Raw genomic sequence first — 12,863 nt, 5'->3', positions numbered from 1 at the left:
ATTTATAAATAAGATTTTACATTAAATGTAGAATTTTTATATAAAAAAAAGTTAATACTAGTAAGTAAGAAAGCTTTTAAAAGCTTTCCCACTCATCATCACTAGTAGTTGAAGTAAACTCTTTTGGTTTTTGTACCTCTTTTTTTACTTCTGTTTTTTTCTCATACTTTTCAAAACTCTTTGTATTTAGGTTTTGAGGTTTATTTGTTTGTTTTGAACTATTATTAGTATTACTTAATGTTGGAGTGCTTTTTTCAAGCTTTTTTTCAACATAAGTAGTACAATACTCAATTTTAATATTATCTAAACAATCAAATAATTTAGATGTACAATCATCAACTTCTTTTGAAATTTTTGCTAAAACTTCATTTTCAGCTTTATTTGCATTTTCATTTACATAATCTTGCACTCTTTGATGTACACACTCATGATACTCTTTTAGTTTTGCCCAATTTGAACCTTTTGTAAAGTCAGTACCTTTTGACTCTTCTTGTGCCATCCATTTACCAAAGTTACAATCAGTATGCTTAGTAACACTCCAAGCTTTAACATCTTTTTGTCCAACTTTTGCAAAATTTGCATCTTTAAACAAAATATGATCATTTTTTATTTTAGAGATTTTAAATACTAAATCAATATCACAAATTTGTTTCTCTTTTGACTTATCAAAGTTTGCTCTTTGAGAAATAGCAGTTAAGTCTGCTGATAGTTTTGTAACTCCATCAGATAGTCCACTTATCTCACTTGCTGAACTTGCATTTACTTGTGTTGCTCTATCTAAAGCATTAATTGCATCATTAATTTGTACTATTCCTGTTTCTTGCTCTTTACTAGCACTTGAAACATCTTCGATTAAAGTAATTGTTTCATTGATTTTTGAAGTCAAATCAGTATAGCCACCAATCATCTTATCAGAAATTGTTTTACCCTCATTTGCTTTTTGTGTTGCTTGTTCAACAATATTTTTAATCTTTTTCGCAGCTTCTGCACTTCTACTTGCTAGGTTTCTTACTTCTTGGGCAACAACAGCAAAACCTTTTCCAGCTTCCCCTGCAGTTGCAGCTTCTACTGCTGCATTTAAACTTAGAATATTTGTTTGAAAAGATATTTGATCAATTACACTTATTGCTTCATTTATTGATTTTACTTGCTTGTCAATATCATCCATTGCTTTTGTTGTCATATTTGCAAAATCTTCACCCTCTTTAGCTGAACTATTTAAATCATTTGCAAGTACTGACATTTTATTCACTTTTGTTGCACTTGATTTAATAATAGAAGTAATCTCTTCAACAGCTGCTGCTGTTTCTTCTAAACTTGCTGCTTGTTCATTTGCTGATTTTGCAAGTTTTGATACTTCTGTTGATAAAACCTCAGTATCTGAATTAAGTTTTCTACCACTTGTTGTAATCATTGCTAAAAACTCAGAAACTGTATTACCAATAAATGTTGTACTAGTAGAAATAGAACCTACAATTCCATTTGCACTATGATGCTCTTCTTTGCTGATTTTGTAATCAAAATTTGAATTTCCATACTCAACTAAGATATTATTTATCTCTTCAAGTTTCTCATTTGTTTTATCAATCATTGAGTTAATAGATAATTTTAACTTTTGAATTTGTGGATTTGGTGAATCACTATGAACTTTATAAACATAAAATCCATTATTGACTTTAGTAATTACATCTTCAACTTCTTCAATAACTTTTGCATCTTGTTTAACTCCATCATTAAACTTTTTGATATATGCATTAAAGCTATCAATAACTTTTCCAATTTCATCATTTGAATTTTTCTTAATAAAATTACTAGAACTAGTATTTGAAGCTAAATTAGCAATTGCAGAATCTAACTCACTTAATGGACTAATTATGGCTCTTTTGATTAAAAATGTGTAAAGTAAATAAATAAGTGCTACTGCAATTAATGTTGAAATAACAAGAAATTTAACAATAGTTGCTATCTCTTCATTTGTACTCTCTTCCATACTTGCAATTTCAGCTTTAATATCATCAATATACGCACCTGTTCCAATAATCCAATTCCATGGACCAAATTTTTGAACATAAGAAAATTTCTCTTGAGGCTCTTCAGAGTCTGGCTTTGGCCACATATATTTAACTAATGCACCATTTTCATTGTTGTTTGTAGCTGTAACAAACTCTTTAAATAAGTATTTGCCTTTTTTATCTTGAACATTAGCTAAGTTTTTATCATTTAGTGATGGCTTTATAGGATGCATTATCATCTTTGGTTCTGTATCATTTATCCAAAAATATCCATCAGTACCATATCTCATATTAGAAATTGTTTCTAAAGCCTCTTCTTGAATATTTTTAGTTACATCAGCAACATAAGAACCTGTTCCAATAACCCAATTAAAAGGTTTAAATAGCTTTACAAAAGATACTTTTAATTGAGGCTTATCAAAACCTGGTTTTGGCCATGAGTAATCGACAAATCCAGAACCTTTTGTTTTTGCAACTTCTGCAAATACTGAAAATATTTTTTTCCCACCCTCATCTTTAAACTCAGACAAATCCTTTCCATCAAGGTGTGGTTTTGTAGGGTGCATTACAATAAATGCATCTGTATCATTAACCCAAAAATAACCTGTCTTGCCATATCTTGTTTCAGAAATTATCTCTTTTAATATTCTCTTTAACTCACTTTCAGGTACTTTTCCTTTTAGTTTTTTATACTCTGCATCTAAAATTGAAAAAATAAAGCCTGACTGCTCTTTTAAATACTCTTGTACTTCAAGCTTGATTTTATCTATTGATGTTCTTTTATGATAAGCATTAACTGTTTTCATAGCTAATGATACATAGTTTTTGAGTTCTTCCTCTTTCTTTTCATAAGCCTCTTTTTTATATTTTTCAACATTCTTTTTTGAAAACTCTTTAATTGAATATATTGATTCAATAGATACAATCAAAGCGATACCTAAAATTGTTAAAAAAGCTAGTAAAAGTAGCTTAGATTTTATAGTAAGGTTACCTAGCATTAAACACTCCTTTAATAATCTTATATTCTATCTATCCAAACTTAAAAAAGTCAATAAAATGACACTAGATTAATAAAATAATTATTTTTTGTTTACTTTTGTTTCACCAGCAAAATTTTATTTTATTTTATGAAAACTTTAGGTATGTTATGATTTAGATTCAAAACTCAAAAGGTACAGGTTACAATTAATGTTTAATAAACTTTTTAAAAAATATACACGAGAAGATTTACTCGAAGAACTAAGAAACTCAACCTTTAAAGACTCAAAAGCTGATTCAATTTTAAAAGATGTAGATATTCATTATAAAGACGAATTTAATAAATCATACCTTCATATCGTAGCAGAAGAGAATCTTGTGGAATCTGTAAAATGGCTTGTTTCAAAAAAAGTCAATATAAATGCCACTGATTCAGAAGGAGATACTGCTTTAATTTGTGCAGCAAGAAAAGGTTCAACACAAACAGTTAGAACACTACTTCAACTAAAAGCAGACCCTAATATTACAAACTCTAAAGGAAGAACTGCTATACAAGAAGCTGTAAAGTTTAATAAAAAAGACTCCTATGTATTATTAAAAGAAAAAACTAAAAATTTAGATAATCCTGATGAAGAAGGATACACTTTAATTTTTGATGCAATTCATAGTCAAAACTTAGACTTAGTAAAAGATGTAATAAAACTTCAAGGTAATTCAATAGATAAAAAAATATTATTTTATCCAGACACTTACTTAAATACAAATGTATTAAAATTTCTTGGTGATTATATAGATTTAAATATTACAGATGAAAAAGGAAGAACTCCACTTTTTTATTTAGTACAAAATGGTGCTTTAAATGTTGATTCATTTAATTTTGCAATTGAAAAAGGTGCAAATATAAATCATATTGATGATGAGGGAAACAATGTATTACTTGTATTAATTCAAGAGATACTAAAAATCAATCCAAGAGAAAAAGAGACTATAAAAAATCTACTTGATATGATTCCTTGGTTAATAGATGAGCATGTTGATTATAATCACTGTAATAATAACGGTGATAATGCCTTAATGCTTGCTACAAAAAATAGAAATATAAAATTAGTAGAAACACTATTGGAGTATGAAGTTGATCCAAACTTTATAAATGATAGAAATGAAACAGCATTAGCATTAGCTGCAATAAAAGGTAAATCAAATATTGATTTAGTTTCACTACTACTAGATTATGGTGCAAGACCAAATATTAGTGATGAAAATGGAAAAACTATCATTGAAAAACTTTTAGAAGTTGAGCTATTTTTAAGAAATAGAAAAAAACTTAAAATGAAAGCAAGACAAAATATAAATGAAAATGAAAACTATAAGTCAGTATTAGAAGAGATTTTATTAAATGGTGAAGTAAATCTTACAATGCTTAACTCACAAGGAAACCCATACTTCTTTGATGCAGTTGAATATGGAAATATTGATTTAGTTAAGATGCTAGTAAAATATGGTGCTGATATAAACCTAAAAAATAAAGATGGTTATAATATAATTTACTACTATATGTCAAAAAATATCTCATTTAGAAGAGTTGCTGAACAACAAAACTATCTTGTAATGCTTAGAAATATAATCACTTTAGGTGCTGATGTAAACTCAAGAGATGATTATGGTGGAATAACTTTACATAAAGCTATACTTGATAATGATATTCAAACTATAAAAGTATTAATAAATGCAGGTGCTGATATAAATGCAGTGGATAATAAAGGTAGAAATATGGTTCACAATGCAATGTGGCAAAACAAAGTAAAAGTATTTAGACTTTTATATTCATATAACAAAAACCTGATAAACAAACCTGATAAATTTGGGGTTTTACCTATTAATTATGCAGCATTTTTAGGATACAATGAATTAGTAATTGAGCTAATTGATTCAGGTTCATATGTAAATAATCCATATAAAAAGACACACTATATTTTTAATTTCTTAAAAAAATTCCATAAAAATTTAAGACCACTTTTAGAAAATACAAGAAACCCAGCAGATCACTTAAAGATGAAAACATTAGTAGAAAATATGGTAAAAGAGTTTAATGTAAAGCTATAAATTTTATAGCTTTACTCTAAAAGATTTTTGGCAAACTCTAAAGCCTCTTTTGTAATATCTTCGCCACTAATCATTCTTGAAATTTCATCTATTCTTTCTTCTTTATTTAAAACTTTAACTTTTGATTTTTGATTAACTTTATCTACTAAAAAGTGTTGATTAGCACTTGAAGTTAACTGAGGTTGATGAGAAATAGCAAATATTTGATAAGATTTAGCAAGTTGTGTCAATACTGTTGCAATTGCAGAGCTCTCTTTTCCACTTAAATTTGCATCAATTTCATCTAAAAATAGTACTCCATTTTTAACTATTTGAAACTCACTCATTGAAGTTAACAAAGCAAGTCTTAATCTATTGAATTCACCACTACTAATAGTATCTAAATCAACACCATTTAGTTCAAATACAACTTCGTCTATACCATTTGAATCTAGCTGTTTTTCATTTATTATAATTTTCGCATTTGAAAGATACAAAAATTTTAAGTAATGATTTATTCGTTTTTCTAGCTCTTTTACAGATTTTTTTCTATGCTGACTAATTTGAAAAGCTAACTCTTTTACATTATGCTCTAATATTTCAATATCTTTTTCAAGTTTTGTTTTTTCAAAAGTTAAATTCTCATATTTTTGTAAATCTTGCTTTTTTTGTTCTTTATACTCAATTGCTTCTTTAATAGAACCAAATCTTTTTTGTAAAGAAGATAGTTTTTCAATTCTATCTAAAACATTTTCAATATCTAACTCTTCAAGTTCAAATAGTGAATCATTAAATCTTTCAAAATGATTATTTAACTCATTTATTGCATCATCAAAAAAAGAACTATTTACTTCTAAAAGTTCCAATGCATTAGATACTTGATGAGAATTTTCAAATATTGCAGAAGCACTTTTTATTGCATCTTCAATTTTATCTTTTTTAGAAAGTTTCTTTTTAATATCCATAAGTTCATCATATTCATCAATCTTAGGATCAATTGATTCAATTTTGTCAATCTCAAATTTTGCAAACTCTTTTAACTCTTCTACTTTTAATTCATCATCAATTAGCTTTTTTAACTCTTTATTTAATATGCATAATTGTTTATATGATTTTGAAAAATCATCTTTTAACTTCGTAAAATTTTTATTCTTAGTTTTTGAAAGCAAATCTAAAAAATTAAGTAATTTAGTACTTTCAAAGTCAGTCTTATCTTTTAAGCTAAGATGCTTAATTAGACTTGAAGAAAAAAGTTGAAGTCTTTTTTTTGATACTGTTTGATTGTTTAACAAATACCTAGTTTTGTCTTTTTTTATCTCTTTTATTACGATTTCATCATCAATATCAATATCAAAATCTTCATCTTTAATGGAACTTTTAAGAACAACTTCACCAAGCTTGGCTTTTGCTTCTTGTATTGCAAATAACGATAAAATAGATTCCATTAAAACTGACTTTCCAGCACCACTAGGTCCAGTAAAAACTACTAAACCCTTATCAAACTCTAAATCAACTTCATTAAAAGATAAAAAATCTTTTAGGTATATTCTACTAATCATTTATATTAATTTCCCCATTGTAATTTTTCGTTTAATACTTCAAAATAGTTTCTCTCTTTTCTATGAAGAAGCTTTGCTTTTTTTGATGCAATTTGAATCTTTATTGATTGATTCTGCTCTACTTCATATATATCTTGTCCATCAACAATTACCATTGCTCCTTGATTGTCTGTTATTGTAAACTCTATTTCAAAATCAGCTGGTAATACTAAAGGTCTTTGAGTTAATGAGTGTGGAGCAACAGGCGTTACAATAAATGCATCTGTCAATGGATAAACCAAGGGTCCACCAACAGATAAATTATAAGCAGTTGAGCCAGTAGGAGAAGAAATAATTATTCCATCCCCATAATAAGAATTAAAAGGTTTACCATCAATTTTTGCATCAACTTTAATCATTGAAGATAATGAATTTCTTGATATAACTATATCATTAAACGCAAAAAAGTTTTGTAAATTTGCATTTCCTTTTATCATCATTCTACTATCAATTCTATAATTTTCATCATCAGATAAGTTTTGTAGAAATGATTCAAGTTCATTTAAACTAACATCTGTTAAAAAACCCAAAGTTCCAAGATTAATACCAAGTACTGGTTTCCCAGATCTAAAAGTTCTTCTAACAACTGAAATTAAAGTTCCATCACCACCTATTGAGACCAAAAAATCAACTGTATCACATAAGATATCAAGTTCAATACCCTCTTCATCAATCATATTTGCACTATTTTTTTCCAAAAATATTTCAATATTTTGTTTTTCAAAATATCCTTTTATTTTCATATAGTCATCTTTTATTTCAGGAGTAGAAGGTCTTAAAACTATTCCCGCTTTTGATTTTGATTTTAGTTTTTCTTTTGTAATTGTTGATTTCAAACCCATATCCGCTTCTTTTAAATTTAAGATAATTCTATCTAAAATGTTAATAAAACTGCTTTAATCTAACAAATTGTAATATTTTATGGATTATGTAGAAATAAAAAAAGCCTACTTTTTCAAGTAGGCTTTTTTGTAGAAGTTATAAAAGTATAAATAATCTTTTATTTAAACTTATTAACCGTTTCTTTTTTTAATGATTTCTTCAGAAACATTTTTTGGAACTTCTTGATAAGAATCAAATAACATAGAGTAAGTTGCTCTACCTTGAGACATTGATCTTAAGTCAGTTGAGTATCCAAACATTTCAGATAATGGAATCATTGCAGTAACTAGTTTAACACCAGCTCTATCATCCATTGATTGAACTTGTCCTCTTCTTTTGTTAACATCACCAATAACATCTCCCATATACTCTTCAGGAGTTTCAATTTCAACTTTCATCATTGGTTCTAAGATTATAGCTTGTGCTTCAGCTTTTCTACAAGCTTCTTTGAAACCCATAGATGCAGCTAATTTAAAGGCCATCTCAGATGAGTCAACATCATGGTAAGAACCATCATATAATGTAACTTCAATATTAACCATTGGATAACCAGCTAGGATACCACCTTGCATAGCTTCCTCACAACCTTTTTGAACAGCAGGAATATACTCTTTTGGTACAACCCCACCCTTAATTGCGTTGTTGAATTTAAAGTTATCTTCTGAATCAACTAATGGTTTAATATCTAAATATACGTGACCATATTGACCTTTACCACCAGATTGTTTTGCGTATTTAAATTCATTTTTAATTTGGTTTTTAATTGTTTCTCTATAAGCAACTTGTGGAGCACCAACTTCAGCTTCAACTTTAAATTCTCTTTTCATTCTATCTACAAGAATTTCTAAGTGTAACTCACCCATTCCTGAAATAATAGTTTGTCCAGACTCTTCATCAGTTGCAACTCTAAATGATGGATCTTCTTCAGCTAATTTACCTAATGCAATACCCATTTTTTCTTGGTCTGCTTTAGTTTTTGGCTCAACAGCAACAGAAATAACTGGATCTGGGAATTCCATTCTTTCTAAGATAACTGGATCTTTTTCAGAAGCTAATGTATCACCTGTAACAGTTGATTTAAGACCAACTACTGCACCAATTTCACCAGCATATAATTGAGAAACTTCTTCTCTATTATTTGAGTGCATTTTAAGTAATCTTCCGATTCTCTCTTTTTTCATTTTTGTTGAGTTTACTACATATGTTCCAGATTCTAAAACACCTCTATAAACTCTTGCAAATGTTAACTGTCCAACAAATGGGTCTGTCATAATTTTAAATGCTAATGCTGCAACTTCACCCTCATCAGTTGATGGAACAATTACAGCTTCACCATCTTGAGTTTCACCTCTAATATCTGCAACTTCTGTTGGAGCTGGTAAGTATGTAGCAACTGCATCAAGTAAAGTTTGAACACCTTTATTTTTAAAAGCAGTACCACAAGTCATTGGAGTAATATTCATAGCTAAACAACCAGCTTTAAGACCAGAAATAATCTCTTCTTCTGTTAAATCACCTTCTTCAAAATATTTTTCCATTAATTCTTCTGAAGATTCAGCAGCAGCTTCAATCATCTTTTCTCTATACTCTTGTGCTTGCTCTAATAATTCAGCTGGAATTTCTTCTTCTGAATAAGCAGAACCCATTGCAGCATCATCATCCCATACTAAAGCTTTCATTTTTACTAAATCAACTACACCTTGGAAGTTCTCTTCTGCACCAATTGGTATTTGAATTGGAACAGGATTAGCTTTTAATCTTTCATTTACTTGTTTTTCAACATTAAAAAAATCAGCACCAGTTCTATCCATTTTATTAACGAATATCATTCTTGGTACTTTATATTTGTTAGCTTGTCTCCAAACAGTTTCAGATTGTGGTTGAACCCCACCTACTGAACAAAATACTGCAACTGCACCATCAAGAACTCTCATTGATCTTTCAACTTCAATTGTAAAGTCAACGTGACCTGGAGTGTCAATAATGTTTATTTGTAGTTGCTCATTTGTTTTAGGGTGTGGCCAAAAACAAGTTGTAGCAGCAGAAGTAATTGTAATACCTCTTTCTTGCTCTTGTTCCATCCAGTCCATTGTTGCAGCACCATCATGAACCTCACCAATTTTGTGAGAAACTCCTGTATAGAATAAAATTCTTTCAGTAGTTGTTGTTTTACCTGCATCAATGTGCGCTGCAATACCGATATTTCTAACTCTTCTAAGTGGTGTTTTTCTAGCCATAAATAATTCCTACCATCTATAGTGTGCAAATGCTTTGTTAGCTTCTGCCATTCTATGCATATCTTCTTTCTTCTTGAATGATGCACCTCTTTCGTTCGCTGCTTCGAATAACTCATTAGCTAATCTCTCAACCATAGTTCTTTCGTTTCTTTTTCTTGAAGCTTCTACTATCCATCTTAATGCTAAAGTTTGTCTTCTTACAGATCTAACTTCAACAGGAACTTGGTAAGTTGCTCCACCAACTCTTCTAGATTTAACTTCTAAAAGTGGTTTAACATTTTCAATTGCTTTTTCAAACAGTTCAATACCAGCTTCTTCACCTCTAGCATCTAAGTTTGCAATTGCACCATACATAATTTTTTCTGCTACTGACTTTTTACCATCTAACATAACAGTATTAATGAATTTTGTGATCACTTTACTATTGTAGATAGGATCAGCCATAATTTCTCTAACTGGAGCTTTTCTTCTTCTCATTTTCTTATCCTTCTACTTATTTCTTAGGTCTTTTAGTACCGTATTTAGATCTTGCAACAGTTCTGTTTGCAACACCAGCTGTATCTAAAGCACCTCTTACAACGTGATACTTAACACCAGGTAAATCCTTAACTCTTCCCCCTCTAACTAATACGATAGAGTGTTCTTGTAAGTTGTGACCTTCACCACCAATATATGAAATTACTTCATAACCTGTTGTTAATCTAACTTTTGCAACTTTTCTTAAAGCCGAGTTAGGTTTCTTTGGAGTTGTAGTATATACTCTTGTACATACCCCTCTTCTTTGTGGACATTTTTCTAATGCTGGTGATTTAGATTTTTTAATCACCTTTTTTCGCTCTTTTCTAATCAATTGATTGATAGTAGGCATTTTTTCCCTTTATATAAATTGGTTTGAGCAATTAAAGCAATGCTCATGCTTCTCGTGCAAATCAACATATTGTTGAAACGATACTACCATTCTAGGAAACGTGAAGTTTTCTAAAAAAGTTCGTGATTATACTTAATTTAATCTTAAACAGTACTTAGTTTAAAATAAATACTGTTTTTACAAAATTATTATTTTATTTTAAACTATTATTACTATAATTCGCAAAAATTAATACAAAGAATATTTTATGATGACAAAACAACTATTTCCATTAGCCTTAGGCGGGCTTGCCATTGGCACAACAGAATTTGCAATTATGGGATTATTACCAGATGTTGCAAATGATTTAAATATTACAATTCCTGTTGCAGGACACTTAATATCATCTTATGCATTAGGAGTAGTAATTGGTGCTCCAATTTTAGTTGCACTAAGTGCTAAATTTCCCCCTAAAAATATTTTAATAGCTTTTATGATTTTATTTACAATGTTTAACTTTATATCAACAATTGCGCCTGATTACTCAACGCTTATGATTGCTAGATTTTTCAGTGGCTTACCACATGGTGCGTTTTTTGGAGTTGGAACTGTTGTTGCTTCAAAATTAGCTAAAGATGGTAAAGTTGCACAAGCAATTGCCTCAATGATTACAGGTTTAACCCTTGCAAATGTTTTTATGGTTCCACTTGTAACATATATAGGTCATACATATGATTGGAGATATGCCTTTGGTATTGTCTCTTTTATTGGTATGCTTACAATAATCTCTTTATACAATTTTTTACCAAAACAAAAAGTTCTAAAAACTGTTACACTAAAAGATGAATTAGTCTTTTTTAAGACAATCAAATCTTGGCATATATTAGCTATTGTAGCAACAGGTTTTGGAGGATTATTTGCTTGGTTTAGTTATATAGCACCACTTTTAATTCATGTTTCAAACTTTGATGAAAAAAACATTTCATATATGATGGTTGTAGCTGGACTTGGAATGGTTGTAGGAAATATTATGGGTGGATATTTAGCAGATAAAAGAGATCCTATCAAAGTGGCAATTTTTCTTCTATCAATGATGACCATATCACTTTTACTTGTATTTTTTCTATCGGAAAATAAAATTATCTCAATAATACTTACATTTATTTGTGGAGCGTTTGCCATGTCAATTGGTTCACCAATAAATATAATTATGTTAAATAGTGCAAAACATTCTGCTATGCTTGGTGCTGCTTTTTTACAAGCTGCATTTAATGTTGCTAATTCAATAGGTGCATTTTTAGGTGGTATTCCACTATTTTTAGGTTTAAGTTATAACTATCCAGCTCTTAGTGGTGCATTTATGGCATTAATTGGAGTAGGATTATGTTTACTTTTTCTAAAAAAATATAAATTAAAAGATAATATATGATAACACTAGCTTATAAAAAAGTAGGCTCAGGAAATAAAACAATTTTCTTCCTACACGAACTTATGGGAGATTGCAGAAACTATGAAGCAATACTTCCATATTTAAATACAAAAGATTTCACATACTATTTTATTGACTTAAGAGGTTATGGCTTATCAAAAGAGTTAAAGGGTGATTATACTTGTGATGAAGCTTCAAATGATATTAAGAATCTAATCACAAAACTAAACTTAAAAGAAGTAAATTTATTAGCTCATTCAATGTCTACAATGATAGCTCAAAAAGTAGCCCTAATTGATAATAGAATCAAACAACTAATTTTAATTACACCAATTTCAGCTGCTGGCATAAAAATGAAACCCCAAGCCCAAGCTAAGCTAATAGAAAAGATGAAAGATAATAAAGAGCTAATTGAGCAAGTAGTACAAAGTGCAAGTAAAAGATACAATCAAGCTTGGAAAAATTATAGAATCAAAATGGGATATACTTCTTCAACTTTAGAAGCTAGAACTGGATATATGAATATGTATTTAACAACTGATTTTATAAATGAAGTAAAAAATATAGATATACCAATCAAAATAATGCTAGGTTATCATGACTTACCAGCTTTTAATAAAACTAGTATCAAAAAACAGTTTGAAAAGTATTATAATGATTTTGAGATAATAGAATGCATGGAAGCAGGACACTATCCAATGATAGAGTGTCCTGTATATTTTGCAAGTGAAATTGAAAAATTTTGTAAATAAGATTGCTCTTGAAAAGCTAATCCTCTTCGTTTTTTGTAATTATTTA

Annotated in this window: 9 protein-coding genes; 3 read left to right on the top strand and 6 right to left on the bottom strand. The window is 29.1% G+C overall.

Features of this window, described 5'->3' with window-relative positions; genetic code table 11:
• Nucleotides 1-76 precede the first annotated feature (76 nt).
• Nucleotides 77-3,010, bottom strand: coding sequence for a methyl-accepting chemotaxis protein (locus ACTCCZ_RS00325; RefSeq protein ID WP_079576860.1), 2,934 nt, complete (start codon nt 3,008-3,010; stop codon nt 77-79).
• A 190-nt stretch (nt 3,011-3,200) separates the two neighbouring features.
• Between ACTCCZ_RS00325 and ACTCCZ_RS00320 the strand changes: the two genes are divergently transcribed.
• On the top strand, nt 3,201-5,093 hold the full coding sequence (locus ACTCCZ_RS00320; protein WP_079576859.1) for an ankyrin repeat domain-containing protein: 1,893 nt from the start codon (nt 3,201-3,203) through the stop codon (nt 5,091-5,093).
• Between the two features lie 11 nt (nt 5,094-5,104).
• Here ACTCCZ_RS00320 and ACTCCZ_RS00315 read toward each other — a convergent pair whose 3' ends face one another.
• The 5 genes from ACTCCZ_RS00315 to rpsL all read right to left on the bottom strand — a co-directional run bounded on the left by ACTCCZ_RS00315 (nt 5,105) and on the right by rpsL (nt 10,657).
• A complete protein-coding gene (locus ACTCCZ_RS00315) occupies nt 5,105-6,631 on the bottom strand; it encodes an AAA family ATPase (protein WP_079576858.1) in 1,527 nt (508 codons plus the stop codon).
• Nucleotides 6,632-6,636: 5 nt separating this feature from the next.
• Nucleotides 6,637-7,512, bottom strand: coding sequence for an NAD(+)/NADH kinase (locus ACTCCZ_RS00310; protein ID WP_079576857.1), 876 nt, complete (start codon nt 7,510-7,512; stop codon nt 6,637-6,639).
• A gap of 171 nt (nt 7,513-7,683) precedes the next feature.
• Nucleotides 7,684-9,789 carry an elongation factor G gene (fusA, locus tag ACTCCZ_RS00305; protein WP_079576856.1) on the bottom strand — a complete coding sequence of 702 codons (2,106 nt, stop codon included), beginning with the start codon at nt 9,787-9,789 and terminating at the stop codon, nt 7,684-7,686.
• Between the two features lie 9 nt (nt 9,790-9,798).
• Nucleotides 9,799-10,266: a 30S ribosomal protein S7 gene (gene rpsG, locus ACTCCZ_RS00300; protein ID WP_079576855.1), complete on the bottom strand. Its 468-nt coding sequence runs from the start codon at nt 10,264-10,266 to the stop codon at nt 9,799-9,801.
• Nucleotides 10,267-10,282: 16 nt separating this feature from the next.
• Nucleotides 10,283-10,657, bottom strand: coding sequence for a 30S ribosomal protein S12 (gene rpsL, locus ACTCCZ_RS00295; protein ID WP_079576854.1), 375 nt, complete (start codon nt 10,655-10,657; stop codon nt 10,283-10,285).
• Between the two features lie 247 nt (nt 10,658-10,904).
• On the opposite strand from rpsL, the gene ACTCCZ_RS00290 reads away from it, so the two are divergent.
• Together ACTCCZ_RS00290 and ACTCCZ_RS00285 are read left to right on the top strand one after the other, a co-directional pair.
• The gene (locus ACTCCZ_RS00290) at nt 10,905-12,065 is read left to right on the top strand and encodes an MFS transporter (RefSeq protein WP_228145259.1); all 1,161 of its coding nucleotides are present in this window, start codon (nt 10,905-10,907) and stop codon (nt 12,063-12,065) included.
• Nucleotides 12,062-12,817, top strand: a complete 756-nt coding sequence (locus tag ACTCCZ_RS00285) for an alpha/beta fold hydrolase (RefSeq protein WP_079576853.1) — start codon at nt 12,062-12,064, stop codon at nt 12,815-12,817. The genes ACTCCZ_RS00290 and ACTCCZ_RS00285 overlap by 4 nt, the downstream gene beginning before the upstream one ends.
• Nucleotides 12,818-12,863: the final 46 nt, after the last annotated feature.

The sequence above is a fragment of the Malaciobacter sp. genome, from assembly GCF_055140965.1.
The sequence above is the reverse complement of the archived record's forward strand: the minus strand, read 5'-3'. Positions and strand labels throughout refer to the sequence as shown.

Excerpts from the sequence above, each read along its gene's own strand:
- ACTCCZ_RS00325 (WP_079576860.1), bottom strand. The coding sequence starts at position 3,010 with ATGCTAGGTAACCTTACTATAAAATCTAAGCTACTTTTACTAGCTTTT.
- ACTCCZ_RS00320 (WP_079576859.1), top strand. The coding sequence starts at position 3,201 with ATGTTTAATAAACTTTTTAAAAAATATACACGAGAAGATTTACTCGAA.
- ACTCCZ_RS00315 (WP_079576858.1), bottom strand. The coding sequence starts at position 6,631 with ATGATTAGTAGAATATACCTAAAAGATTTTTTATCTTTTAATGAAGTT.
- ACTCCZ_RS00310 (WP_079576857.1), bottom strand. The coding sequence starts at position 7,512 with ATGGGTTTGAAATCAACAATTACAAAAGAAAAACTAAAATCAAAATCA.
- fusA (WP_079576856.1), bottom strand. The coding sequence starts at position 9,789 with ATGGCTAGAAAAACACCACTTAGAAGAGTTAGAAATATCGGTATTGCA.
- rpsG (WP_079576855.1), bottom strand. The coding sequence starts at position 10,266 with ATGAGAAGAAGAAAAGCTCCAGTTAGAGAAATTATGGCTGATCCTATC.
- rpsL (WP_079576854.1), bottom strand. The coding sequence starts at position 10,657 with ATGCCTACTATCAATCAATTGATTAGAAAAGAGCGAAAAAAGGTGATT.
- ACTCCZ_RS00290 (WP_228145259.1), top strand. The coding sequence starts at position 10,905 with ATGATGACAAAACAACTATTTCCATTAGCCTTAGGCGGGCTTGCCATT.
- ACTCCZ_RS00285 (WP_079576853.1), top strand. The coding sequence starts at position 12,062 with ATGATAACACTAGCTTATAAAAAAGTAGGCTCAGGAAATAAAACAATT.